27 protein-coding genes are annotated in these 25,187 nt (G+C 35.2%); 14 read left to right on the top strand and 13 right to left on the bottom strand.

All coding sequences use genetic code 11. From position 1 onward, the window contains the following. Positions 1-15: 15 nt before the first annotated feature. On the bottom strand, positions 16-894 hold the full coding sequence (locus Q0941_RS06130; RefSeq protein ID WP_299292221.1) for a CdvA-like protein: 879 nt from the start codon (positions 892-894) through the stop codon (positions 16-18). 133 nt (positions 895-1,027) lie between these two features. On the opposite strand from Q0941_RS06130, the gene Q0941_RS06125 reads away from it, so the two are divergent. From Q0941_RS06125 to Q0941_RS06105, 5 genes are all read left to right on the top strand, one after another. Beyond that, complete coding sequence (locus tag Q0941_RS06125; RefSeq protein ID WP_299292220.1) at positions 1,028-1,315, top strand: hypothetical protein; 288 nt, start codon at positions 1,028-1,030, stop codon at positions 1,313-1,315. Between the two features lie 28 nt (positions 1,316-1,343). Next, a complete protein-coding gene (locus Q0941_RS06120) occupies positions 1,344-2,960 on the top strand; it encodes an FAD-dependent thymidylate synthase (RefSeq protein WP_299292219.1) in 1,617 nt (538 codons plus the stop codon). 36 nt (positions 2,961-2,996) lie between these two features. Then, positions 2,997-3,407 carry a peptide-methionine (R)-S-oxide reductase MsrB gene (gene msrB / locus Q0941_RS06115; RefSeq protein WP_299292218.1) on the top strand — a complete coding sequence of 137 codons (411 nt, stop codon included), beginning with the start codon at positions 2,997-2,999 and terminating at the stop codon, positions 3,405-3,407. A 77-nt stretch (positions 3,408-3,484) separates the two neighbouring features. After that, positions 3,485-4,495: a homoserine dehydrogenase gene (locus Q0941_RS06110; protein WP_299292217.1), complete on the top strand. Its 1,011-nt coding sequence runs from the start codon at positions 3,485-3,487 to the stop codon at positions 4,493-4,495. Then, complete coding sequence (locus tag Q0941_RS06105; protein ID WP_299292216.1) at positions 4,492-4,968, top strand: PUA domain-containing protein; 477 nt, start codon at positions 4,492-4,494, stop codon at positions 4,966-4,968. Before Q0941_RS06110 ends, Q0941_RS06105 begins: the two co-directional genes overlap by 4 nt. On the opposite strand, the gene Q0941_RS06100 is transcribed toward Q0941_RS06105, so the two are convergent. Continuing rightward, entirely contained in the window at positions 4,965-5,549 is a 585-nt protein-coding gene (locus Q0941_RS06100) for a proteasome subunit beta (RefSeq protein WP_299292215.1), read from the bottom strand. The two genes, Q0941_RS06105 and Q0941_RS06100, sit on opposite strands and share 4 nt — an antisense overlap. Before the next feature lie 105 nt (positions 5,550-5,654). On the opposite strand from Q0941_RS06100, the gene Q0941_RS06095 reads away from it, so the two are divergent. Further along, a complete protein-coding gene (locus tag Q0941_RS06095; protein WP_299292214.1) occupies positions 5,655-6,071 on the top strand; it encodes a DoxX family protein in 417 nt (138 codons plus the stop codon). Here Q0941_RS06095 and Q0941_RS06090 read toward each other — a convergent pair. The 3 genes from Q0941_RS06090 to Q0941_RS06080 are packed head-to-tail and all read right to left on the bottom strand — an operon-like array spanning position 6,068 to position 9,169. Continuing rightward, positions 6,068-7,420 carry a M20/M25/M40 family metallo-hydrolase gene (locus Q0941_RS06090; RefSeq protein ID WP_299292213.1) on the bottom strand — a complete coding sequence of 451 codons (1,353 nt, stop codon included), beginning with the start codon at positions 7,418-7,420 and terminating at the stop codon, positions 6,068-6,070. The genes Q0941_RS06095 and Q0941_RS06090 overlap by 4 nt on opposite strands. Positions 7,421-7,425: 5 nt before the next feature. After that, positions 7,426-8,289: an NAD(P)H-hydrate dehydratase gene (locus Q0941_RS06085; protein ID WP_299292212.1), complete on the bottom strand. Its 864-nt coding sequence runs from the start codon at positions 8,287-8,289 to the stop codon at positions 7,426-7,428. A 37-nt stretch (positions 8,290-8,326) separates the two neighbouring features. Then, positions 8,327-9,169: a tRNA (adenine-N1)-methyltransferase gene (locus tag Q0941_RS06080; protein WP_299292211.1), complete on the bottom strand. Its 843-nt coding sequence runs from the start codon at positions 9,167-9,169 to the stop codon at positions 8,327-8,329. Positions 9,170-9,483: 314 nt separating this feature from the next. Between Q0941_RS06080 and Q0941_RS06075 the strand changes: the two genes are divergently transcribed. The 4 genes from Q0941_RS06075 to Q0941_RS06060 all read left to right on the top strand — a co-directional run bounded on the left by Q0941_RS06075 (position 9,484) and on the right by Q0941_RS06060 (position 12,298). Further along, complete coding sequence (locus tag Q0941_RS06075; protein ID WP_299292210.1) at positions 9,484-9,804, top strand: hypothetical protein; 321 nt, start codon at positions 9,484-9,486, stop codon at positions 9,802-9,804. Positions 9,805-9,866: 62 nt separating this feature from the next. After that, complete coding sequence (locus Q0941_RS06070) at positions 9,867-10,001, top strand: hypothetical protein (protein WP_299292209.1); 135 nt, start codon at positions 9,867-9,869, stop codon at positions 9,999-10,001. A 55-nt stretch (positions 10,002-10,056) separates the two neighbouring features. Further along, positions 10,057-10,569 carry a hypothetical protein gene (locus Q0941_RS06065; protein WP_299292208.1) on the top strand — a complete coding sequence of 171 codons (513 nt, stop codon included), beginning with the start codon at positions 10,057-10,059 and terminating at the stop codon, positions 10,567-10,569. Positions 10,570-11,209: 640 nt separating this feature from the next. Next, positions 11,210-12,298 carry a hypothetical protein gene (locus Q0941_RS06060; RefSeq protein WP_299292207.1) on the top strand — a complete coding sequence of 363 codons (1,089 nt, stop codon included), beginning with the start codon at positions 11,210-11,212 and terminating at the stop codon, positions 12,296-12,298. Here the strand turns inward: Q0941_RS06060 and Q0941_RS06055 are convergent. The 5 genes from Q0941_RS06055 to Q0941_RS06035 form a co-directional block, all read right to left on the bottom strand. Continuing rightward, entirely contained in the window at positions 12,279-12,524 is a 246-nt protein-coding gene (locus Q0941_RS06055) for a hypothetical protein (protein ID WP_299292206.1), read from the bottom strand. The two genes, Q0941_RS06060 and Q0941_RS06055, sit on opposite strands and share 20 nt — an antisense overlap. A gap of 61 nt (positions 12,525-12,585) precedes the next feature. Then, on the bottom strand, positions 12,586-14,028 hold the full coding sequence (locus Q0941_RS06050) for an SLC13 family permease (RefSeq protein WP_299292205.1): 1,443 nt from the start codon (positions 14,026-14,028) through the stop codon (positions 12,586-12,588). A gap of 138 nt (positions 14,029-14,166) precedes the next feature. Further along, positions 14,167-14,916, bottom strand: a complete 750-nt coding sequence (locus tag Q0941_RS06045; protein ID WP_299292204.1) for a sirohydrochlorin chelatase — start codon at positions 14,914-14,916, stop codon at positions 14,167-14,169. Between the two features lie 224 nt (positions 14,917-15,140). Then, a complete protein-coding gene (locus tag Q0941_RS06040) occupies positions 15,141-17,024 on the bottom strand; it encodes an arginine--tRNA ligase (protein ID WP_299292203.1) in 1,884 nt (627 codons plus the stop codon). A 1-nt stretch (position 17,025) separates the two neighbouring features. Then, complete coding sequence (locus Q0941_RS06035; protein WP_367277477.1) at positions 17,026-17,721, bottom strand: phosphoglycolate phosphatase; 696 nt, start codon at positions 17,719-17,721, stop codon at positions 17,026-17,028. A 109-nt stretch (positions 17,722-17,830) separates the two neighbouring features. Here Q0941_RS06035 and Q0941_RS06030 point away from each other — a divergent pair, with 109 nt between their 5' ends. The 3 genes from Q0941_RS06030 (at position 17,831) to Q0941_RS06020 (ending at position 19,471) form a co-directional block, all read left to right on the top strand. Continuing rightward, entirely contained in the window at positions 17,831-18,940 is a 1,110-nt protein-coding gene (locus tag Q0941_RS06030) for a GTP-binding protein (RefSeq protein ID WP_299292201.1), read from the top strand. A gap of 58 nt (positions 18,941-18,998) precedes the next feature. Continuing rightward, entirely contained in the window at positions 18,999-19,136 is a 138-nt protein-coding gene (locus Q0941_RS06025) for a hypothetical protein (protein ID WP_299292200.1), read from the top strand. 116 nt (positions 19,137-19,252) lie between these two features. Continuing rightward, on the top strand, positions 19,253-19,471 hold the full coding sequence (locus Q0941_RS06020) for a hypothetical protein (RefSeq protein ID WP_299292199.1): 219 nt from the start codon (positions 19,253-19,255) through the stop codon (positions 19,469-19,471). A gap of 162 nt (positions 19,472-19,633) precedes the next feature. On the opposite strand, the gene Q0941_RS06015 is transcribed toward Q0941_RS06020, so the two are convergent. Then, entirely contained in the window at positions 19,634-21,256 is a 1,623-nt protein-coding gene (locus tag Q0941_RS06015; protein ID WP_299292198.1) for a collagen-like protein, read from the bottom strand. A 124-nt stretch (positions 21,257-21,380) separates the two neighbouring features. On the opposite strand from Q0941_RS06015, the gene Q0941_RS06010 reads away from it, so the two are divergent. After that, a complete protein-coding gene (locus tag Q0941_RS06010) occupies positions 21,381-22,523 on the top strand; it encodes a tetratricopeptide repeat protein (RefSeq protein WP_299292197.1) in 1,143 nt (380 codons plus the stop codon). Here the strand turns inward: Q0941_RS06010 and Q0941_RS06005 are convergent, their stop codons facing one another. Both Q0941_RS06005 and Q0941_RS06000 read right to left on the bottom strand, forming a co-directional pair. Beyond that, positions 22,524-23,321, bottom strand: coding sequence for a sulfurtransferase (locus Q0941_RS06005; protein ID WP_367277476.1), 798 nt, complete (start codon positions 23,319-23,321; stop codon positions 22,524-22,526). Next, positions 23,318-25,126, bottom strand: coding sequence for a nitrite/sulfite reductase (locus Q0941_RS06000; RefSeq protein ID WP_299292195.1), 1,809 nt, complete (start codon positions 25,124-25,126; stop codon positions 23,318-23,320). The genes Q0941_RS06005 and Q0941_RS06000 overlap by 4 nt, the downstream gene beginning before the upstream one ends. Between the last annotated feature and the right edge of the window lie 61 nt (positions 25,127-25,187).

Raw genomic sequence — 25,187 nt, 5'->3', positions numbered from 1 at the left:
AATAAATTAAAAAAATTATTGTGCTTCCATTCTAGCAAGCCAGTCGTTATCATTATCGTCTTTTGTAGTTTCTTGGGTCACCTGTTGAGGTGGTTCTGGAAATGCGAAAGTTACTTCAGATTCAGATGGAGGTTCTGGCATAGGGGCTGCCTCGACTTCAATTGGTTCTGAAGTTGTTGTGATAGGTTCTGTTGGTGCTTCTGGAAGTATTGTCTGAACTACTTGTTGTGGTTCAGAAGTCTCCAGATATGTAACGGCAGATTCTTGGATGTTTTGTTGTGGAGGGTTTGTTAATTCTTGAACTTCTAATTCAAGGTCAGCAATTCTACTTTTTACATTAGCAATTTCTGCGACTTCGTGATTAACATGCTCAATTACCTCATTTGTGCATGACTTCACGGTCTCAAATGTTGCTTCTGAAATTTCATTGCTCTTGAATTGTACTTTTGCATCAAATACTAACATCTTTGCAGACTTCATTTGTTCATCTAACTCTGTCAATCTTGCCTCAAGTTTAGCTTTGATTTCGCCTTCTGTTTCATCTAGTTCTACAAGTTTTGACTTGTATTTTTGATGGATGATTTCTGCGTCAGATTTCATATCATCGTTTTCAGAAACAATATCAATCAATGCTTTTAGACGACGTAAAGTTAGTTGTTTTTCACGAATGAGTCTTTGAGAGTCGAGTCTCCATTTTGGAATGTAAATAACAACATCGTTTTGAGCTACTAATTGCTCATATTGGATTTGCTGTAATCCTTGAGCACCGCAGTCGATTCCGACAGATTGGATACTGCCATCAATGTCAGTTATTGTTCCAGCGACTTTACCCATGAATGTTCCGTACATGTCTTTGACGTTTTTACCGATTATCTCGATATCGTCGTGGGTCATGCCAAGTAGTTTAGAGATTTGTATAACCGACAAAGTGTAAGAAATGTTTTTAGTTTTAGTGAGTTAATTTTTACCAACTAAAATCCAGGCAGATTTAGAAATTTTAAAATTTAGAAGGATATGACTTAGGCTCATGATTCAAAGAGAGGAAGTTGAACAGATTTTGAACTTTATTGCAAATAGATGGGTCGAAGTTACAAAGGACCCAAACAGCAAAGCATTAGAAAGTTTGCCAAAAGATTTCTGGATGAATTCTGTTGGTGGAAAAACAGCCAAGGGAGGATACTGGGTTACCACAGCAATGTATACTGAAAACCCGGAGGATGCAGAAGCATTCAAACAAGTTTTGTTCAGATGGCAACAAAAAGGAAATGAAAGTGACAAAGGTCCCGATCTAATTCAGATTGGAAAAAAGAAATAGAATTTAATAATTGAAGAACCTGACTTCAATGTTGTCAGAGTTTTCAATTAAAGAAAAAAAGATTCTGTCCGATCACTTTTCAAATACGGATGGCAGTGTTTTTGCAATCATTACACCAAGACAAGTAGATCGTGGTGCACTCATGTCAAGATATAGTAGAACAGACAAAAGTATGAGAAAGATCTTTCTTGATGAATTTTTAAAAAATAAAAGTAGAGGTGAGGAATTTTACAATCGAGTCTTATTAGAATATGGGGATGACTCTGTTGCTGAACTTGGTGAAGCTCAAATCGCAATTGAGGGGTTGACAAACATTGCTGTAAAAAAAATTCAAGATAGAAGAATTGGTTTATCATATTTAGAAAAGTCTTCAAGATATGTAGCTTGGAATAAAAAAGAAAAAGGAAAATACAGATTTTACAGAGATCCTGACTTGATGAAATCTAAATTTGGAGATTTGTATGAAGAAGCATGTAATTTTTCATTTGATGTTTATTCAAAAAACATAGAACCAATGGTAAATTATGTTAGAGAAAAATATCCAATTGAAAAATATAGTTTTAAAGATTCAACTGATGGAAAAGAAAAAAGTTTTTCAAAATTAAAAGTTGAGGGAGATATAAAATCAGCAAATATGATTTACAAGGGCTCCACTAAAGCCAAAGCATTAGATATTCTCAGAGGATTGTTACCAGCATCAACCTTAACAAATGTTGGAATTACCGGCAATGGAAGAGCCTTTGAGTATCTGTTAACAGTTTTAGGCTCATCTGAACTTAAAGAAGAGCAAGAATTAGCCTCAAAAATCAAAAAAGAACTAGACACGACAATAAAGTCATTTGTCAGGCGTGCTGATGATAAATACGGAAAAGCATTTCAAAAATATCTAAGAGACATCAAAAAGAAATCAATTTCAGTTTCAAAACAAATCAAAGCAAAACCAGTTAAAGGAACAATTACAAAATTAGTGGATTATGAATCAGAAAAAAATGCCATTGATAAAATAATTACAAGTATAATTTACGAGCAATCACCAAGTACATCATATCAAAACATTTCATCTCAAGTAAAAAAGATGACAATAACTAAAAAAGAAAAAATTATCAAAGATTTTGCAAAACTTAGAACAAATAGAAGACATAGACCTTCAAGAGCATTTGAAAATGTATACTATACATTTGATTTGTGTAATAACTTTGGAATGTTTAGAGATCTTCATAGGCATAGAGCATTGACACTTGAAAGACAATTGCTGACAACTGATCATGGATATAATATGTCAAATGAAATCAAAATTTTAGGAATTGAAAAAGAATTCAAAGAATGCATGGACAATACAAAAAATGCATTTGAGAAAATCAGGAAAAAATATCCAGAGCAAGGACAATATGTAGTAAACTTTGCATACAACTATCCATATTTTATGAAATTCAATTTAAGAGAGGCATGTCATTTAATTGAATTAAGAACGGTTCCTCAGGGACATGTAGATTATAGAAGAGTTGCTCAACAGATGTATCACCAAATTAACAAAGTTCATCCAAAACTTAGTCAAATAATGAAATTTGTGGATTTAAAAGAATATGATTTAGAAAGATTTGAATCAGAAAAAAGAACCGAAGAAAAAAGAAAGAAGCTAAAATAGAAAAATATTCTAATATGTTAAAGTCCATATCAAATCATGACAGAAAAAATTTCCAAATCACCTGATGAATGGAAGGAAGAACTTTCTCCAGATCAATACGAGATTTGTATTAATCACGGTACAGAACCACCATTTTCTGGAAAATATAACAATAGTAAACTAGAAGGTTACTACAAGTGCACATGCTGTGGTGAAGAATTATTTTCATCTGAAGCAAAATTTGATTCAGGTTCAGGGTGGCCCAGTTTTTGGAAACCGATTGAAGATGAAAGAATAGAGTACATCTCTGATACATCATATGGAATGGTTCGCACGGAAGTAAACTGCAACAAATGTGGTGCACATCTAGGACATGTATTTGATGACGGTCCAAAGCCAACAAACTTGAGATATTGTATTAACTCAATTTCTCTCAAACATGAAAAAGACGAAGAAGAAACATCTTAATTCAAAAATTATTAATAAAACACCATTAATGATAAGAAAATCAAGAGGCATACAATGAACAAAAGGAATGAAACGATTTGAGAATAATATTATGTGGTTTTGGTGTTGTTGGCCAAAGTTTAGTAAAGTTATTTGATTCTAGAGCAGAAGACCTGTATGCAAAATATGGAGTAAAACCAAGAGTTGTTGGAGTCTTTGACAGTAAAGGAAGTGCAGTTGATTCCTCAGGTTTAGAATTTAACAAACTTGTTGAAGTAAAGAAAAAATTTGGGACTGTAAAAAATTATGCAAATACAAAAAATTCCATGACAGGAATTGAAATACTCAAAAATGTCGAAGCTGACGTGTTAATAGAAACAACTGCAAGTAATTACAAAGATGCAGAACCAGGTATGACTCACATTACAACTGCAATGAAAAAAGGGATGCATGTGATCTCAGTAAACAAAGGACCACTAGCACTTGCATTTCCATCACTTATGGAACTTGCAACATATAATCAAGTCATGTTCAAATTTAGCGGTACTGTAGGAGGAGGCACTCCAATTCTAGATTATGCAAAAAATAGTCTAAGTGGAGAGAGAATCACATCATTTGCTGGAATTCTGAATGGAACAACTAACTACATCCTAACAAATATGGCTACAGGATTATCATTTGATGAAGCACTAAAAGATGCCAAAGACAAAGGCTACGTGGAGGCAGACGAATCATTGGATTTGGATGGTTTAGATGCAGCTGCAAAATTAGTAATTTTAGCAAATTGGATTATGGGAATGAAAGTCACACTACCAGATATCAATTGTACAGGAATTAGAAAAGTTACAACTGACGACATTAAAAAAGCTGAAAAAAATAATTGCTCAGTAAAATTGATTGCATCATGCAACAAAGATCTCAAAGTAAGTCCTATCGAAGTCTCAAATGAGGATCCATTATGCGTAAATGGAACTCTAAATGCAATTGCATTTACATCTGAGCACTCTGGCACACAAACAATTATCGGCAGAGGTGCAGGAGGTATGGAAACTGCCAGTTCAATTCTTAGAGACTTGTTAGATATTAGAAAAGAGATAGCACGAACTTGAAATCAAATTTAATTTCAAAGAGTGAAACTTCAACACTCATCAAAACAGTTTCCGAAAAGTGGGAAATTGAATTTCCTAAAAATAAAAATCTCAAAGTACATCAAATCACAGATGATGCACAGCTCATTACAGGCAAAGGTGTAAAAATTTTAAAAATTAATGATGACTATTTACCATTTCTTTCAGAAACAGAGATGCTAGAAAAATTTCCTAATGTAATGGTAGACATGGGGGCAGTCAAATTCATGTGTAAAGGAGCTAATGTAATGAGGCCAGGAATCAAAAGTTTTTCAGAATTTGAAAAAGACAAACTAGTTTGCATTATTGAAGAATCTCGACATAAGTTTTTAGCTGTTGGAAAAGCAATGGTATCAAGTTCAGAATTAGAAACAATGGATAAAGGAGAAGTTTTAAAAAATTTACACTACATATCTGACAAGTTTTGGGAAATTGGAAAAACTATCTACGACTAGTTAATAGATTCTGTAAATTCTTCAGTTCCGTCATTTGTAATAACAAGAACATCTAAACCATCACCACTTGCAGAGTCTCTCAAAGAAGCAGATTTGACTGCACGTTTTGCCAAATCAATTGCCTCATCTTTAGACATGTTTGGTTTGAATTGTGGATCTAAAACACCTAATGCCATTTCAGCACCAGTTCCAACTGCGGCATAATCATCAGGTAGAACTGAACCCAAAGGATCTAAGGTATACATTATTGGTTTATCGACGACCCCACCAACAATCACCTGTGTCAATAATGGAAAGTATCGTCTTTCATACATCATGTTTGACATCATTTTGGCTACGGTGTTTGGAGGAACCTCTCTTTTTAGTTCCATTTTTCTAATTTTTGCCAAAGCAGAAATTTGTAAAGATAAAATTTGCATGTCAGCAACTAGTCCAGCACAGGTTGCACCAACTTTAGGAGTAATCGGAAATGTCTTTTTGGTTGATTTGCTTACAAGAAAGTTTCCAAATGCGATCCTTTTCTCGCTTGCAAAAACTACTCCACCATCAAAAGTAATTCCAACAGCGGTTGCTCCTGGCATGTACATTGACATATTTCAAATAATTTGTCCGCATAATAAAGGGCTTTCTACATATGCGGGAAAATAATGAGCAAGATAATTATACTAAAAAAACAGTGTGAAGGTATGACCACCGCAGAGATTAAGGCAAAAGTACTCAACGATGTTGTCTTTATGGGTTTAAGATCTTCTATCGGAGTGATCTTTATTCTTCATGGAATGATGAAATTCAATCCAGGATTTGCAAACGCTCTGCCAAACATGGGATTACCACCGGAAATGCAAATTCCAATCGCACTTGCAGAAGTAGTTCCAGGAGTTTTGATGATAATTGGAGTCCTTAGTAGATTCTCAGGAGCGTTGCTTTCTATAGTTATGATAGGAGCAATTTTCCATGTAAAGGGAGCTCAAAGTATGACAGGTGACGGAGGAGTAGAATTTGATGTAATTTTACTTGCAGCATCACTAGTAATCATGATTGCAGGACCAGGAAGAATATCTCTAGCTCAAGCAATCAAAAAAATACCCAGATGTCTTCACTAAGATTTTCCAAAGTTTTCCATAATCAGACAAATGCATTTTGTTGTTTTCTTTAACAAATCAACACGTGCAAATTCGTTTGGAGAGTGTATTCTTGAAAACATGTATGTACTGCCAATTGAAATGCATGGGGCTTTTAGAATCTCAACAAATGGGAACATAGGGCCGGTTCCAGCATTCGAAACATTTAGGATAGATTTTCCATATGATTTGTCTGCAGCTTCTTTGACATTTTGCACAAAAGGTTCGGATGAATTTGTTCTAGCTGCTGCCTCTCCATGAAAAACTTTGATTTTGATGTCAGAGAATCCTTTTGATTTCAAATGTTTTTTTAATCGCATTACTTGTTTTTGAGGATCCATTTTTGGAACAAGTCTAAAATCAATTTTCACCAATGCCTCCCCTGGAAGAACTGTTTTTGCTCCCTCACCAGTATATCCAGAGACAAATCCGGCGATATTACAAGTTGCGCCTGCAACAAGTGCCTTTTTAGCTTCAATTCCTTTCTTATTTCCAACAAAAGAAGTAATTCCAAACTCTTTTTGGAAGGATTTTTCATCAAAGGGTTCATTTTTGATTAATTGAAGATCTTTTTTCGATAGTGGGGTAACTTCCTTGTACCAATCCTTGATCAATATCTTACCATCGTCATTTCGAAGAGTGTTTACAGCTTGTATTAACCGCCATGCAGGGTTTTTTACTACAACTGCCAAACTAGAATGAGCATCACGAATTGATTCCTTAACAGATAATTCAACAAACAACAATCCTTTCATTCCAAGTCCAACTATAGGTCGATTCTTAGCATCAACATATCCGAATTCCCAAATTACACCATCACAAGAAAATTTCTTTTTGAATTTTTTCAAATATTGTTCAATGTGTGCACTTCCTGTTTCTTCTTCACCCTCAATGAGAAATTTGATGTTGCAAGGAACATCTCCAGTGGTTTTCAGAGATGCCTCTACTGCTTTGATTCTTGTAATTAATTCACCCTTGTCATCAGTTGCGCCTCTCCCAAAAATTTTGTTTCCTTTTCTTTTTCCACTAAAAGGAGGATCATCCCATAAATCAAAAGGCTCAGCAGGCTGAACATCATAATGATTGTAAAAAAGTAATGTTTTACACGGATTTTGTTTTGATTTTATTTCTCCAAAAACAATTGGAGCAACACCTTTCTTTAATCGAAGTAGTTCAGATTTTATTCCAATTTTTTGTAGCATTTTTTTTACTAATGAAGCACACTCTTCAATTCCTTCATTTTTGGCAGAGACACTTGGTTGTCTAATCAATTTTTGCAGATCAGCGATTAATTCATCCATATGAGAATCAACATGCTTTAGAGAGTTCATCTTTCTCACACTATCTTATCAAAAGGCTTCATGACAAATGGAAGTTCATCAAGTATATCCATCGACGTCATATGTAAACCAAATTTCTTTTGAACTGCTTTTCCCGCAAGTCCATTTATGAAAGTGGCAGATGCAGCAGATTCTACAGTTTTTCGATTTTTAGAAAGCATTCCTGCAACCAAGCCAGATAAAACATCACCAGTTCCACCTACTGTCATACCAGGAGTCTTTTTTTCATAAAGATATGTGGTTGCTCCATTGGAAATGACATCTGTCGGTCCCTTAAGCAAAATCGTAATTCCAAATTTTTTTGCCATTTTTTCAACTAGCGTGATTCTTTCTTTTTTGGAGTTTGAAGGAGCAGTCCCAAACAATCGTTTGAATTCGCCTGCATGAGGTGTCACTACCACATTTTTGTTGGCAAGTAAAGGCAAGACATCGGGAATGAGTGCACTTGCATCTAAGGATAATCGTACATCTCTGTCCAATAATGATTTTACCAAATGTAACAGAGCATTTTTTTCTTGAATAGCTAGACCCATTCCAATTGTTGCAGAGTCTAGATTTCTAGGTAATGTTCCAAGTAATTTGTTAACAGCGCCTTTGGTAAGTTTTTGATCAACTAAAGGCAATACAATAAGATTTGGAGAAACTGAACGTGTGGATGACACATTGATTTTTGGAACTGAGGTATATACTAAATCGGTTCCACATCTCAAAGCTGCAATTGAAGATAGTATAGGAGCACCATGATAGATGTAACTTCCTCCAACAATCAGAACGGTTCCATTTTCTCCCTTTCTAGATTTTGCCTTCCTAGCAGGAATCATTTTTTTAACAATTGATGGTGTGAGGTTTTTTCGAACCAATACTGTTTAACTAGAAACCAGATGAATAAATCTTGTTTTAGGATTTTGTGGTCTTTTTTGCTGTTTTAGTACTGGGTTTTTTTGCAGATTTTTTGGAACTACGCTCAAAGAAAGCTTTTCTTGCAAAACACAAGTATGTAGTATGGCCTATTCCTTGGAAAGAATGTCTTGTTTTTCCTTCACGGGCCTCAATAGTTCTCAGAATATGCTCTGTTGATTCAATATCTGTAAATTCATTTTCAACTAAAGCCATAGTCAGTTTTTCAAGTTGATTCATTGTAGGACAAATTGCAAAAATTGAGCCACTGCCCTTTAGCATTTTACGTACTTGTGGAATCACAACCCAAGGATCACCCAAATCAATCAATGCAACATCCATGTCTTTTAGAGGCATTTTCTTGGCAGTTTTTAGGTCAAGATTATGTTGAGTGACATATTTTGAAACTCCAGCTTTTTCAATATTTTTTTCAGCAATTTTCATAAACTTTTCATCAACATCAAAAGTGTAAACATGTCCTCTTGGTTTAACAATACTAGCAACAAATGAAGTCAAAGAGCCGCTACCAGTACCAATCTCTAGAATTTTTTGGCCACTTTCAATTCCAGCCCTTGCAACAATGTAGCCCAAATCTTTTGGATAAACAATCTGAGTACCATGCTGAATTTTCATGACATAATCATACATTGTTGGCTTGAGAAGATAGACATACTTGTCTTTGTTTGTAACTAATCGGGAACCATATTCTTTTCCAATAGCATCAGAATGTTTTATCACGCCAATATGAGTATGAAGAGATTCTTTCTTTGAAACCTTGACAAGCCATTTTTTTGAATTATTAAAGTAAAACAATACAGGAGAATTCTGCTTGATTTTATCCATGAAAAAATCCAAGGAAAATTAGATAAGAATCTACTGGTGGGGAGAAATTCTGGCATCAGGAATGAAATTTTCTGATCGAACGTTTAGAAATTTTACCCAAAAGTGATTATTTTTGATTCCAATTTTTTATCACAAGTGCATCCCTATAGTACCCATTGAGTCAGAGACATCTCGCGGTGTTAGCTGGGGGCCCAAAGCTCACATAAACTAGTTAATACATTACAGAGTCTCCACAGTAAAGGAGACTGACTTTTTTTTCAGTGGACAAATTAATGCCAACAGTATTTTAATGCCAAGCATAAAGAATCATCATAATGACAGAAATTCAACTAGCAGGCTCAGGAGGATGGGTGAATGCAGAACTTACAGATGAACAAGTTGCAAAATCCAAACTTGTTCCAAACGTAGATAAACATTTTCTAGCATCACTTGAAAAACTAGATACCTCAATAATGATCAAACATTTTTGCAAAGAATGCAATTCAGAATTTGAGGGGCCTACTAAAATTCAGATTGAAGAAGCACCAAATGAGGATGTAGCAGACGGGTTAGTCTTAATTGAAAGAGGCCAATACACATGTCACAAGTGTAATTCAATAATTGGCGAATACAGAGTTTTTCAGAAAAAAGAATGACTCAGAACTATCTTTTTCAATTAATACGCATTCATTAAATACTGTTATTTGTAGAAAGCTGCATGGCAAATCAAAAATGCGTTTCATGTGGAATTGGTTTTTTCTCACCAACAGGTTCTAACAAATGTTCCAGATGTGACGGAAAAGAATCTGCAGGCACCTCAGGACATGATTCTTGTGGTTGTGGTCACTGCTAGAATTCTTTTTTTCGTTAATCATGATGAATATATGTGACCACTCTAAATTTCATACATGACAAAATCTTCTGAAGAAATGAAACAACTTGTAGAAGAATACATCAAAGTTACTGGCATAGATTATCAAGATCAAACAGACAAAGTTAGAGAAAAAAGCAATTTGATTGAATGGCAATATCATGTTGGAACCAATGTCATTGTCAGTAAAAATGCAAACAGGAATGACAGAATTCACTTGAATGTAAACATGAGATTTACTCCTAATGATACAAAATTACTGACAATGGGAAACCCTTCATTTTCTAAAGCAATTATGGAGATAAGCGAAATTTGTACAGTTTGCTCAGTTGGTCATCAGTGGGTAAAAGACAAAGAGAGTATAGTAGGCTTGGCAATTTTTTCACATGTTGATGAGCAGGGATTAAACAGGATTTCATTTCATGACACATGGGATAATGTAGCTAGAGTTTCAGGACACGTTCAAAAGATTCTTCGTTCCAATTTTAGCGGACTATCAGCAACTACAAATTCATCAGAAGCAACATCTGAAAAATCAATGTACGGCTGAGCCTAAAATCAAAACATAATCTCTATAGTTATCATAGGTATCAGTATTTCATCAACCTAAGATCTAAGTGCTTGATTTGAAAAGAATTATCATGAGATTTGAAGAATTTGATTTCATCGAGTATTACGATGATGATGATTACGATTTTGACGATAGTGAATTTACAGATTAATTGTATCTAGAAAAAAATGATTCAGGCATTATTGGAATTTTGTTCCTTTAAGGCCTGAAGCACATACACATTAGGACGCAAATTAACTACGTGAAAAGAGATGTTAATGATTTGTCTGTTTAAAAAAATAAACATTTAAAATTTGATTTAATATTTTGGGGAAATTTTCTTGTTTTCGCAACGAGGACATTTTAGACCATTGGTTCTATCCCCACAATGCTTACAATTCAATTCCACAGACACATAATCAAATTTTGGAGTTTTAAGATATTTCCAAAAAATTGCTCCAATTAAAACAATTCCAAGTCCTATACCTAACAGTAAAAGTGTCATCACAATACCATTACCATAATTGAATTAAGTAGGCAGTAATTCAAAATGAACAAACAATAAAATCTACAAAACTGATAATTTGTGAAATTTTTCTTATTCAAATGGGTTTTATCTAATCAAAAAGAAATCAAATAGTTGAAAATAGAAAAAGAATCAGTTAGAAAATATTCCAAAATTACACTTGCATCATATTTTCTGGCATTTGTGGGAGTAGCCCTTTCTGTATGGGGGGCTAGTTGGGACATAACTGCACACCTTCTAAGAACGCCGGAGACATTCTTTACTCCATCACACCTAGTTTTGTACACAGGAGTTGGAATCAGTTTGATTAGTGGCCTAATCAACGTCGGCGTTTTGGCAAGAAAAAAAGAACTAAGGAGACAAGGGTTTGCTTTTGGTTCAAAACTAATCATAGTTGGATCAATTTTTCAGATAATAGCAGGCCCAGGAGATTTTTACTGGCATGAAATGTTTGGTCTTGATGGGTTACTGAGTCCAACCCATCTTGTTTTAGCTCTAGGAATTTTGATGACGTCTATTGGGGTTTTGGTAGGAATGGGTAGAATTCGCTCAGAATTTGGCCAGAATAATAAATTCATCAAAACTATGTTACCAATAGCATTTGGAGTTTTTTGGTTTAATGTGATGTGGTTAATCTTCTTTTTTGTATTACCAATATCAGAAGGAGAAACTCATAATTTTAATCCAGACCCACATGTTGCAATTATTCTAACTTTTCTAGCATTGCCATTTGCATATTCATTGGTATTTTGGAGTGCATCAAAATCAATAAACAAATTTGGAGCAGCAAGTGCAGCTGCATTATCATTTGTTGTAATGAATATCACATCAAATATTTTCACATCAGAAAACCTTTTCATGTTTTTGCCAATGTACATAATCCCTCTAATTGTAACATTAGGAGCTGATTACATTCTTTACAAAAACAACAACAAATTCATTCAAAAACACAAAAACAAGATTGCAGGTTCAATTTTAGGTTCTGTGTTTTTCATGTTTAGTTTCCCAATGCTAGGAATGACATTTTTAGAAATCTATGTGTATAATGATGTATTTCCATATGATGTCCTACACACATCAACAGATTTGTTGACAAATATTTGGATAATGAGTACTATTCCAGGCGCAATTGCAGGAAGTCTCGGAATTACTTTTGCATCCAAGAAATTAGATAGTTTAGTTTCTAACCTAAATCAAGTCTGATTTTAACATGCATTCCTTTTCCATGAGCACGAAGATCACGATTAATTTCTACTATTTTCCAATGTTTACCTTTTAACATTATTTCAGATGGATTTTTATCCAATTCTTCTTTCAGATGTGGAGGCAATAATTCAAACCCATCATATTTTACCAAAGTTTTCTCAGAGCCATCTTCCCAAAAAGTAAATTCAATTAATTGCTGCTCAAAGAAATCCTCATGTCCCATAGTCATTAAATTAAAAGAAAATACAAAACTGTATGGGTTTTCAAGTTGAAATTGTAGATAATTATCCCCAAACTAATGGTAGTAAAATCACCATCATTACTGTGATTATTGGAATACAAATTAGATCAAATGGAAGTCCATATCGAACCATTTGCCGAATTGAAACATGACCACTTCCTATCGCAATTGCATTTGGTGGAGTTCCTACAGGCATCATGAATCCATAACTAGTTGCAAACGCAACAGGTGCCATAAACAAGATAGGATCTAATTCACTGGCACTACCCAAGACAGCCATTATTGGCAACAGTAAAGCTGCCACTGCAGTGTTACTCATGAGTTCACTAGTCAGCATAGTAATTGTCACAATAATTAGAACAATCAGGAAATAATCAAGATCCCCAATAAACAACATCTTATCTGCAATCCATGTATCAAGACCAGTTGCAGTAAAGCCACTCGCCAAAGCTAAACCACCACCAATCAATATCAATACACCCCATGGAATTTTACTAGCAGTCCTCAAATCCAGTAATCGTTCTCTCTTGTTGCCTGAAGGAAGTAACAATAATGCAGCTACTGCAACAAGAACAATCACATGATCTCCTACAAAAGGAGCCAAGTCTTTCCAAAATAACCCTCTAGTTACCCAAGCAATAGCAGTTGCAGCAAAAATTATCAAAACAATTTTTTCATTTTTGCTCCAATTTCCAAGTTTTTTCAGTTCTTCTGTAATGATATTTTTGTTTTTGAGTACTGGTTTTTTGTTATCTAATTTTGTTGAAGTTGTCATGTATATCCACAAAACTAAAAGAGAAACTGCACTTAATGGAACACCGACTAGCATCCAATCAAAGAAAATAACTTCAACATTTGCTAAGGATTCACTTAATGATGCAAATAATGCATTTGGTGCAGTACCAATTAAAGTGGACATTCCACCAAGACTTGCTGCATATGCAACAGAAAGAATAAGACAAGTTGCAAATTGTTTTTTCTGTGCAACATCTACTTGGGAAATTACCGCAATTGCAATAGGGAGAATTAGTAAAGTTGTTGCAGTATTTGTAATCCAGGCACTAAGACATCCTGTAACAATGATAAATCCAAAAACAATGTTTTTTGGTTTAGTTCCAACTACTTTTAGAGTGTTTAATGCAAATCGCTTGTGAAGATTCACTTTTTCAATTGTTTTTGCAACAAGAAAACCACCCATCAACAAAAACACTAACTTGTCACCATATGCAGAAATTACCTTATCAATTTCTGCTACGCCAAGAATGGGGAAAACAAAAAATGGAATTGAAGCTGTAACGTAAAATGGAATGGCCTCAGTTCCCCACCAAATTGCCATCCATGCAGCTAAACCCAACACAAGTTTGGCCTCAAATGTCAATTCCTCGATTGGAAAGGAGAGAATTATTGTAAAGATAATAGGTCCAATTACAAATCCGGTTAATCGAAGTTTGTTAGAATAAGGAAACCACTTCCCCAGATCATTCATTCAGTAATTCAAACGAGATTTTATTTAAGATTGAATCTATAATGTTAGTATTTTTAGGCATCAGTTCATAAAATAAGAGTAGTTTTTAAATATCAAACTTTTAAGCCAAATCTCGCATTACAAAAATTGGTTTTCACATCAAATACTGTTTGCCTGACATATTCTCTCATCTACTAAATCGATTATTTTAGGATCTGCACCAAGATGTTTGGTTGTTATGATTTGTTTAATGGTTGATGATTTCATTACAGGATCAAGGTCATGGTTAATGTCGTATTTCACGTGAGCGCCTCGGTGTAAGAAATACAACATCACAACAAGTGTTTGAGAGTTGTTTTTTTGGCATATTTCTATTCCTTGTTTTATGTTAGGTTGTTCTATTTCCAAAAAACAATGTTGTACTGTTTTGTAAGTTCTCTGAAGTTTGTCTCTGACATACTGTAATGCAGTTTTTGCATCAGGATCCATGCTCCCATGCCCTATAATCAACACATCGATTTTATCTTTTGGTGTAGCAACTGCATGGAGGTCTATTGCCTCAACTATTCTTTGATTCACAAGTTCTGCCATTGCAGGATGTGAGTTCAACGGTTTTGTTATGACAATCTCTGTAGCAGTATTCTTTTGAAATTCCATAGCAGTCTTTACTGCAAGCTTCCATTTTCTACCGGGATATAGAAAATAAGGCACAATCGTAAGGCGGTCAAGGTTGTGTTTTAGCGCATCAGATATTCCATCTTTGATGTAGGGAGAAACCACCTCCAGAAAGCAGAATCCAGTGTACTGGTATGTGCCGCTTTTCTTTAATTCACTACAAATGTCTGAGAGTTCATCTCTTACATCTTGCTCTCTGCTTCCCCTGTCAATAATCAATATGCCGTGCTTCATAACTCCCACCAGAAAAATAAAACACAGAAGTACATTAGGAAGTGTAGAAAAACTGAGATACTTATATTATCGGATGGTTCATCCAATTTATATAGTTTAGGCATGAGATGTAGAAAAAAATTCTAAACATTTTTGGCCTAGTTTAACTCGCTAAATATTGATTGGTTTGCACGCCAACAACCCAGGGCGACAGCCAGCATTCGTGTAGTGCACGTCCTGGGACATTACATTCTTTCAGGAGCAACTATTCCAAGCAAATCTAATGCCCGCTCAATAGTTATTTTAAATGAATTTACCAAACATAATCTTGATTTTTCAAGATTCTCATCTCCAAGATCCAGCACTTTGGATTTTTCATAAAAAGAGTTGAATGCTACAGCCAAATCATGACAATACCGTGAAATAACTTTAGGTGACAAATTTTTTGCAGCATCTCTAACATTAAGATCAAACAATCCAATTGTTTTTACCAAATCAAGTTCAGGTTTTTCTTTTAGCAATGAAAAATCAACATCTATTGAAGGAGTTTGTTGTGTTTTTTCCAAAATTCTGGATGCGCGTGCATGAGTATACTGGATGTATGGGGCAGTATCGCCTTCAAGACTAAGAGACTTTCCAAGATCAAAAGCAATGATTTTGTCTAAATCTTGTTTAATCATCTCATATCGTAAGGTACCTACTGCAACGTTGTGTGCAATTTGATTAATTTCATTATCAGACATTTCAGGATGACGTGTTTTTGTTTCTTCAATTGTTTTTTTCTTTAGTAAATCATAAACAGAATCTGCATTTACATACAGTCCTTTTCGTCCTGACATTTGAGCTTGTTTTCCATCTGTTTCCAATCCCAAAGTCTTTGCAGTATCAGAACTTAGTGTAACTGATTCGTATCCAAGATGAACATATGCATCAGGAACTGATTTGAATTTTCCCATCAGAGAAGTAATGATATTCTGTAATCGAGCTTGACGAGAATCAATTACAGTGATTACTTTTTCACCTGAAAAGTTTTGAGAATCTTCACCGTTACTTAGAGTAGTTTGCCAAAGGAGTTTTGAGAAAGGTTGTTCTTTTTCATATTTTGAATAATGGAATGGATCTTCAAGTAAACCTAATTTCCATGCAGCATATGGAATGTCTTTTGCAATATAGGTTGCAGTTCCATTACTTCTGACTATTACCTTATCTTCTTCTTTTCCTTCTCCACGAATTACCCAGCAACCTTGATTTTTACCCTCATTTTCAAACTCTACCAGATTCATTTCTTTGAGTTTTTCAAAGATTTTGGACCATAAACCTGAACGAATTATTTGTGATTCAAAATTTAGACAGTTATAAGAGACGGATAAATTCCAACAGGTCTCTAATTGGTTTGATAGAACACGACGGGTAATTTTGTCCCCAAATTGTGCAATTTCTGAATCACCATCTTCTAATTCTTTTAGAATATTTTTTCTAATTTCTTCAAGATTTGAATCCTGCTCATATTTTTCAGTGGTCTTAACATAAACATCATCTCCACAGTAATGATCAAATTTTTTACCATCAGGTGGCTCTTGATCAAATCCAAAATGTTTGAATCCAACAATAATATCTGCAACTTGAAGGCCAGAATCATCAATGTAATTTAGAACATTGACATTGTAATTGGCTTTTCTAAGAATTCTAGAAACAGTATCGCCGATAATGATATTTCGGACGTGCCCAATGTGCAATGCTTTGTTTGGGTTTACACTGGTATGTTCTACAACAATAGTAGAATTTTTTCCAAGGTCTACACTACCAAATTCAGGAAGATTAGATTCAGATAGAATAAGTTGATTTAGTTTATCCCAGTTTGCAAGAAAATTAACATATCCAGAAGGATGTGGTTCAGATTTTAAGACCAGTGTTTTAGGTAATTCTTGATATTTTTGAGAAATCATTTCTGCAATATCTTTAGGACTTTTTTTGAGTTGTTTTGCCAAGAGAAATGAAATATTAGAGCTGACATCACCAAAGCCTGGTTTTGCAGGTTCAACTGTAAAATTAACTTCGGCAGCAGATAGATCTGACAAAATTTTCTTTAGATTATTTTCAACCTCGTCTAAAATTGCTCTGAAAGTCATCTTACATCTGTGATAGTTTAGGTGCTAATTTATCTAATGCTTCTAAAACCCCATCTCCTGCCTTTGCAGAAACCACGATATTTGCCTCAGATTTTACATCATTAGCAGCATTTCCTAATGCAATACTTGTTTTTGCCACCTTAAACAATGGGACATCAGTAGCGCTATCACCTATTGCAATAACATCATCAGAGTTAATTGACATTTTTTTCATAATTTCTTTGAATCCAGTTCCTTTGTCAATTCCAGGTGAATTGATGTGATAGGCATATTGGCTATCAGATAATTCAACGTCAAGTTTCTTTTCAGATAAAATTTTTCTTGCATCATTTAGATCAAAGGTTCTTTCTAAAACAACTTCAGTCATTCTAGGAAAAACAGGCTTCTCAACTACATTGTCAATGGAATTTTGAATTATATCAAGAGCAGTTTTACATTCTTCAATATTTCCAAGTAAGATATGGTCATTAGAATCAAGTGTTATACAACCCCCATTTTCACCAACTGCAACTTTTGTGGTACCACCAAAAACGGATAACAGAAATCCTTCAACAGATGATCGTCCAGTGACAAAAATTACATTATGCCCCATGTTTGTTAATCTACGTAGGGCATCTAATGCATCAAGATGGATTCTACCTCCACCATTTTCTGTAATTGTTCCATCAATGTCTACTGCAAAAGTACATTTTTTCACATACATACTCTAGATTACCGAATAATAATTGCTGCGTAAGAAGCAGGTTTGTCAAATTAAAAGAATAGTACGATTTTATTTGAAAAGATTCAGTAAAAAATGATAGAGAATGGGAATTCCTGAAAAGATCAAAGCCATCCAAGATGAAATGGCAAGAACACAAATCAATAAAGCTACTGAACATCATCTAGGTCTTCTCAAAGCAAAGATTGCAAAATTAAAACGAGAGCAAGAAGAAAATGTCGCCAAAAAATCAGGCATGAAATCAGATGGGTTTGATGTTCGAAGAACAGGAGATGCGACTGTAGTTTTTATCGGATTGCCAAGTGTAGGAAAATCCACATTACTTAACAAATTGACAGGAGCAAAATCTACTGTTGGGGCATTTCAGTTTACCACATTAACAGTAGTTCCCGGAATGATGAATTACAGAGGAGCAAACATTCAGGTTCTAGACCTTCCAGGAATTATCAAAGGGGCATCTACAGGTAAAGGACTAGGTAAGAGAATTCTCTCAGTAGCAAGAACTGCTGATTTAGTACTACTTGTCTTAGACGTATTCCAACCATACCACGAAGATGTTCTAGTGAATGAATTAGGAAATATTGGAATTAGATTAAACCAACTTCCTCCAAATCTAACAATTGAAAAAGCAGGGATGGGAGGTATTGCAGTTGCACAACAAGTCAAGATGACAAAGATTACTGAAAAACATCTTAAAGATATTTTACATCTTTATGGAATTGTTAGTGCTAGAGTTGTAATCAGAGAAGATATTACATCAGAACAACTTTCAGATTTCATTGCAGGAAACATTAGTTATTCTAAAGCATTAACAGTCTTAAACAAAATCGATTTAGTTGACAAGGAATTCTTAACAGAGCTTAAAACAAAAATAAAATCAGATGTAATTGAAGTGTCAGCTAATTCAGACATTAACATTGAAGCGTTGCGAGAAAAAATTTATGGAAAATTAAAGTTCATTCGAATTTACATGCGGCCAAAAGGTGGAGAGACTGATTACAAAGAACCACTTATTGCAAGAGAAGGAGATTCAGTTGAAGACGTTTGTAATAAATTGCATAGAAGAATGAAAAGAGAATTCAGATATGGAATGGTGTGGGGGAAAAGTGTAAAGTTTGGTGGACAAAGAGTTGGTTTAACACATATTTTACAAGACGAAGATGTTTTGACAATTATCAAAACACGTGGAGCATAAGTTTAGAAAAGAAGCGATCATGGATCAAGAAATTGAACATCGTTGGTGCAAATTTTGCATGACAAAAACAAAACAAGAATTAGTTTTTCTTCCAAACATGGCTACTTACAAGCGTAGAAGGAAGTACAAATGCACAGTTTGTGGTAAAACAAGCTGGTTACAAGGTCGCAGACCATCTGCAGAAAGTGTTTATTGAAAAAATTATCGATCAAATCAATTTTTTTTGTAAAAAATTACTTGACAAATAGTAATCAGTTTGTGTAAATTTCTTTAGTTTAACCACTGAAAAACAATGAAAATGTCGATTCACTAATGGCAGCTAAACGAAAAGCCGCTCCAAAGAGAAAAGCAGCTCCAAAGAGAAAGGCAGCTAAAAGAAAAACTGCAGCTAAAAAAGCAGCTCCAAAGAGAAAAGCCGCAAAAAGAAAGGCAGCTCCAAAGAGAAAAACTGCAGCTAAAAAAGCAGCTCCAAAGGGAAAGGCAGCTAAACGCAGAGCCGCTCCAAAGAGAAAAGCAGCAAAAAGACGATAATCTCGTCAAAAAATTAACAATCGTCATTAGACGGCGAATTGTTTACCTTTTTCAAATATTTCCTTAAAGTAAACTGCGCATTTATTTTTAAAAAAGATTCTAAACTAAAATTATTTTTGTAAATTATTTTTGTAAATTATTTTTGTAAATTATTTTTGTAAATTAGTAAAGATAACTCATTAGTTTGATTTGTTCTTCTGTTGAAATAATATTTTTGTTTGTTAAAATTTCTAACAACTCTTTAAAAATTGCTTTTTGTTCTGGAGACATTCCACCTGCTGGCCCTTTTTCTCCGGGTGGACCTGGTGGACCTCTTGGACCAGCTGGACCTACAGGACCTTGTTCACCTACAGAACCTTGTTCACCTACAGAACCAATCGGACCTGTTGGACCTCTTTCACCTTGTGGACCTTGAATTCCTTGTGGACCTTGTGGACCTTTTTCTCCCGATGGACCGGCAGGACCTCTTTCACCTTGTGAACCTTGTGGGCCGATAGGACCTTTATCACCGGGTGGACCTGTTGGACCTGTTAATCCTTTTTCTCCTACAGGACCAGTTGCACCTTTGTCACCTTTCTCTCCTTGTGGACCTGGAACTCCTGTTAATCCTTTAGAGCCTGCAGGACCTTGTGGACCTTGTGGACCTTTTTCTCCAATTGGTCCTTCAGGACCTTTGTTTCCTTTTTCTCCAATTGGACCGGGTGGACCGATAGGACCTTTATCACCGGGTGGACCTGTTGGACCTGTTAATCCTTTATCGCCAAGAGGACCTGGTGGACCATTAGGACCTTTATCACCTTGTGAACCAACTGGACCTTTCTCTCCAATGGGTCCAGGACCTCCTTGAATTCCTTTTTCACCTTGAACACCTGCTTGTCCGGTCGGACCTTTTTCTCCGGGTGGACCTGCAGGACCTGTTAATCCTTTATCGCCAGCTGGACCAGCTGCACCTTTCTCTCCTTTTTCTCCAGGAGGACCACGTAAACCAGAAACTCCTTTATCACCGGGTGGACCTGTTGGACCTTTCTCTCCTTTTTCTCCAAGAGGACCTTTTAATCCGCCTGGACCTTTATCGCCAATTGGTCCTGTTGGACCTTTCTCTCCTTTTTCTCCAGGAGGACCAGTAATTCCTTTATCACCTTTGTCACCTTTGTCACCAGTAATTCCTTTATCGCCAGTAAGACCTCTTTCACCAGCTAAACCTTTGTCACCAGAAGATCCTTTGTCTCCAGTTGGACCTTTGTCACCGGGTGGACCTTTTGGACCTTCAGAACCTTTTGGTCCTGGTGGACCTTGTTGCCCCGGTGGACCCATAGGACCTTTATCTCCAGCTGGACCTTGTTGTCCAGGAGAACCTTTGTCACCGGGTGGACCTGCTACTCCTTGAGATGAAACAGTTTTTGTTGTTCGTTTTGGTTTTGGTGTCTCAGTAGTTTTTGTTTCAGGTTTTGGAGTTGGTGCTGGTTTTGATTCTTTTCCAGGTCTTGCTAATGGAACTTCAAATACAGAATTTAGTGCAGAAAATAGATCAGTTACAATAACCCAAATTTTATCAAGATTTTCAATTGAAGATGGTAAAGGATTATCAGGAGAACCAAGTGTTTCAGTAAAGGTTCCATCTTTGACTCTAAGATGATAGTTTCCTCGCCATAATGATTGGAATTGTTTTGTTTTAATTGCATCATCAGAAGGTTTGCTTTCAGCAATGGCAATTTGTGCTTCATAGACACCAGATTGTTTGAATGGTGCCTGTCCTTGGATTTCTATTCGTGACTGAGATGACACATCGTTTGTGTATATTCCAAGTATTTCTGTATTTAGATCGCAAAAATAGATTCTATTTTACGCATGGACAGCATTAGGCTCGCGAGGGATAGTATTTATCTAGATTAAATCGCATTTTGAGCTAGTGAAAAGACCGTTCGGAAAAAAATCAAAGGACAAAGAAGAGAAGGTTGAAGAAAAAGTAGAGGAAAAACCAGATTCAACAATTCCTAAAGAAAGAAGTCTTGTTGATTCAGATTATAATCGTAAAAAATTATTCAAAAAAGGAATTAATTTAATGGCTGATGAAAAGCTAGAAGAAGCTGTTGTAGTTTTTGAGCAAGCATTAAGAATTGATCCTGATAATGTTGAAACTTTGATGAAATTAGGATATGCAAATTTCCATTTAGATGATCACAGTGCAGCTCTTCAAGTATATGACAAAATTTTAGATATTGATGTTACAAATCCAGAAGCTTGGAATCTTAAAGGATTGGTACATTATGAGCAAAAAAACTATTCAAAGGCACTTGATTGTGCAGAAAAAGCAATTGAATCAGATCCAACTTATGGAATGGCTTGGTACAATAAAGCATGTTTTCTTTCTTTGTTAAACCAAGTTCCAGAATCACTTGAAGCTCTCAAACGTTCTATTGAAATCGATGTAAAGAATGCAAGAAAATCAATCAGAGACAAAGATTTTGTAAATGTTAGAATAGAAGAAGGGTTCAAAAGAATTGAAGAAGTTGTTGTACTAGAATCAGTAAGACAAGGATATCATACTATTGGCTCTATTGTTTGGACAACATTCTTGGATAAAGTTGATGCAGAAAACGCATTAAAGAAATTAACAGAAAAAGGATTAATCATTCAAAATGAAAAACGAGATGGTCTAAGTAGAATTCCGGTTTGGGATTTAGCACCAAACGTTGCAGAAAAAATGGGAAAAGAGAAGAAAGGGTTGTTTGGAATTACAAGAAAGAGATTACCAAAACCTGTAAAGAATCTCAAAGAATTAAGCAGTGCAATTCAATCAGTCAAAGAATCAATTGAAGAAGAAGATGTAGAAAAGACAATGGAAATTTTTGAAGAGTTTATTGATCCAACAAGATCAGGTGAACATATGATTGAAAACTTCTTTGATGAACATCGAGAAATCAGATTATGGAAAATCAGATTAAAAGATAGAGGAGTCGACTATTTGATTGAAAATAAAGAAAAGATGATCATTCTTTTTGAAAACGTTGAAGTTACAATTACTAAGCAACTTAGAAATAAAATTTCTTAATTATTCTGCAGAAAGATCCCAATAACTTGCATCTTCTTGTTTTACAGTTGGTTTTTGAAGATTTTTCCATTCCTTAAAGGAGCGGACATACAATTTTGCATTTGGCAAATCTGCTGATTTTAATGCATAATATGCCAATCCAGAAAGAGTACCAACACTGCCACAATAAGTAATAATTTCAGAATTACCAGATACTCCCCGATTTTCCAATAATCTTTTCATGTCTTCTTTTGAGCGTAAAATTTTGTCCTTACTTGCCAATGTACGATATGGAAGGCTAATTGCACCAGGAATATGTTGTTCTAAGAAGTTTAACCTCTCACGATTATCAATTAGAATCACATCATCACGCTCTTTTGCGCCTTCAAGATAATCAGATGTTGCCAAAATATCAGATTGTAAGTTAACAGAGTGTTCTTTGTTTTGAACTTCAGGAACATCTGAATCATTTTCCAATCCTAATGATTTCCAGTTACTGTACGTGGTTTCAAGCAAAGTGACATCAGAATGTCCAAGATATTCCAGAGTCCAAGCAACCCTTGATGCCAAGGCACCAAATGTATCATCATAAACAACAACACGTGTTTCATCATCAATTCCCATTGATTGAATTAATTTTTGAACTCGGTCAGGACTGTCATCAGATAATAGATTTGCAAGTGGAAGATTTACAGAAGTTGGAATATGATCTTGTTTGTAATCATCTTCTCGTCTTACATCAATAACTCTAACAGACTTATCTCTAATTTCTGAACGTAAAGAATCAACGTCAGTTGTAATTTTACCAGAATCTGTCAAGCAGCACATTCACCCTTGCCAGTTTTTGTATGATAACTAGAATCACTTCCATAATCAAGATAGAAATCAGGATCTTCTTCTTTAGTTGGAGGAATTGTCAAAGGTTCTACTGCTTTTTTGATGTCAGCCATAGTTTTGATTTCAGTATCACCGCTGTTGTTGACAATTCTATGAATCCAAGTTTTCAGATCATCATCAGGTTTTTTGTTTGTTTTAAAGAGTTCAATTACTTTGAGAATTACAGGAATTACACGTTTTGCTGGAACACGTAAACAAATATCACCTAATCTTGCTTCACCATCGGCACGTCCTCCTAAGAGCATCTGATAGTTTGCATACATGTCTTTTCCAACTCTAGCGCCACCTCCAAAGAATCCAATTGTTGCAACTCCATGTTGACCACAAGAGTTTGGACATCCACTGATTTTGATAGAAGACTCTCTCAAATCATCATCTTCATCGTATTTGAGTTCCAAGAATTTTCTTTGAATCTCTTTGGCTAAACGATGAGAGTTCGTCAATGCAAGATTACAAGATGTTGTACCAGAACAACCAATAGGAGTAGTCATGGTTAGTGCGCCTGATTTTGCCAGTCCTACCTCAAGTAGTTTTGAGTAGAGTAGTGGTAAATCATCTTCGTGAACATATCTAAGTGCAATATTTTGTGTAAATCCAGTTCTTGCCTTGCCTTCTGCAGAAAAGTCTCTGATCATTCCGGCCAATGCCTCTAGTTGATTTGCAGTAATGTCTCCTGCCTCTAATGTCAAAAATACAGAACGGTAGCCTGATTGCTTTTGCTTTTCGGTATTTGCTTTAAGCCATCTAGCATATCCATCAGGAGTACCAGAACCACTTTCATCAGAAATTCTGATTGGACGCTTGATTTCATCCGGAGTATGATCAACATCTAATTGAGTTACAACTGATTGTGTTGCTCTAACAATTGCTCTTTCTTTTAGAACCAAGTTTTGGAATTTTTCCCAACCCATGTCATGAACGAGATAACGCATTCTGTTTCGTGCTAGATTTTTTCTATCACCCATTCTATCAAACAAACGCATAACAGCCATTGAAGTGTAAAGTAAATCTTCTTCAGGAGTAAAGTCTTCTAATTGATGTCCAACATAAGATTTGTTTCCAAGACCTCCTCCAAGGAAGATTTTGAAACCACGTTGTTTTTCACCATCAACTTCTCTAATTTGAGGAATTAAACCAACATCAACAATTCTCACCATTCCACATTTTTCACAACATGTAAAATTGAATTTGAATTTTCTTGGAAGATTTTGTGCCATTGGATTTCTTAAGAAAAATCTAGCAGTTGCAAGTGCATAAGGTGTTGCATCAAATTCTTCATTTTCACAAACTCCCGATAACGGACTACACATTACATTTCTAACAGAGTTACCACAAGCTTCTCTAGATGTTAATCCAACTTCAGCTAAAGAACGAAGAATTTCAGAAACATCTTCAAGTATTACCCAATGGAGTTGAATGTTTTCCCTTGTAGAAAAGTGAGCACTTCCAATAGAATATTGCTCACTTAGTTGAGCAATTCTTTCAAGCTGATTAGGATAGACTTCACCTGCTGGAAGTTTGATACGAACCATAGCATAGTCACCGGTCATTCTAGTACCGTATGCACCATGTTGTAGTCTAAATCGTCTAAAACTATCTGCGTCATATTTTCCCTGACGGAATAATTTTACAGTTTTTGCAAAATTGTCTGCCTCTTCCATACGAGCCCAATCGATTTTTGCTTTTTTCGAATCAGGTCGAGATTGTTCTAGATCAGATACTGTCAATACAAAGAAATTCCTTTTAGTTTGGTTATAAATTTTTGATATTGGGATGATTTTGGTAATG

The organism is Candidatus Nitrosopumilus sp., from assembly GCF_028278985.1.
Lineage (GTDB): Archaea > Thermoproteota > Nitrososphaeria > Nitrososphaerales > Nitrosopumilaceae > Nitrosopumilus.
This window is presented reverse-complemented; position numbering and strand designations above follow the sequence as displayed.

Coding starts and splice junctions, on each gene's coding strand:
- Q0941_RS06025 (WP_299292200.1), top strand. CDS start 18,999: ATGACAAAAACAAAACAAGAATTAGTTTTTCTTCCAAACATGGCTACT.
- Q0941_RS06020 (WP_299292199.1), top strand. CDS start 19,253: ATGGCAGCTAAACGAAAAGCCGCTCCAAAGAGAAAAGCAGCTCCAAAG.
- Q0941_RS06055 (WP_299292206.1), bottom strand. CDS start 12,524: ATGGGACATGAGGATTTCTTTGAGCAGCAATTAATTGAATTTACTTTT.
- Q0941_RS06070 (WP_299292209.1), top strand. CDS start 9,867: ATGGCAAATCAAAAATGCGTTTCATGTGGAATTGGTTTTTTCTCACCA.
- Q0941_RS06120 (WP_299292219.1), top strand. CDS start 1,344: ATGTTGTCAGAGTTTTCAATTAAAGAAAAAAAGATTCTGTCCGATCAC.
- Q0941_RS06090 (WP_299292213.1), bottom strand. CDS start 7,420: ATGAACTCTCTAAAGCATGTTGATTCTCATATGGATGAATTAATCGCT.
- Q0941_RS06130 (WP_299292221.1), bottom strand. CDS start 894: ATGACCCACGACGATATCGAGATAATCGGTAAAAACGTCAAAGACATG.
- Q0941_RS06125 (WP_299292220.1), top strand. CDS start 1,028: ATGATTCAAAGAGAGGAAGTTGAACAGATTTTGAACTTTATTGCAAAT.
- Q0941_RS06050 (WP_299292205.1), bottom strand. CDS start 14,028: ATGAATGATCTGGGGAAGTGGTTTCCTTATTCTAACAAACTTCGATTA.
- Q0941_RS06080 (WP_299292211.1), bottom strand. CDS start 9,169: ATGGATAAAATCAAGCAGAATTCTCCTGTATTGTTTTACTTTAATAAT.
- Q0941_RS06045 (WP_299292204.1), bottom strand. CDS start 14,916: ATGAAGCACGGCATATTGATTATTGACAGGGGAAGCAGAGAGCAAGAT.
- Q0941_RS06095 (WP_299292214.1), top strand. CDS start 5,655: ATGACCACCGCAGAGATTAAGGCAAAAGTACTCAACGATGTTGTCTTT.
- Q0941_RS06075 (WP_299292210.1), top strand. CDS start 9,484: ATGACAGAAATTCAACTAGCAGGCTCAGGAGGATGGGTGAATGCAGAA.
- Q0941_RS06100 (WP_299292215.1), bottom strand. CDS start 5,549: ATGCCAGGAGCAACCGCTGTTGGAATTACTTTTGATGGTGGAGTAGTT.
- Q0941_RS06030 (WP_299292201.1), top strand. CDS start 17,831: ATGGGAATTCCTGAAAAGATCAAAGCCATCCAAGATGAAATGGCAAGA.
- Q0941_RS06065 (WP_299292208.1), top strand. CDS start 10,057: ATGACAAAATCTTCTGAAGAAATGAAACAACTTGTAGAAGAATACATC.
- msrB (WP_299292218.1), top strand. CDS start 2,997: ATGACAGAAAAAATTTCCAAATCACCTGATGAATGGAAGGAAGAACTT.
- Q0941_RS06040 (WP_299292203.1), bottom strand. CDS start 17,024: ATGACTTTCAGAGCAATTTTAGACGAGGTTGAAAATAATCTAAAGAAA.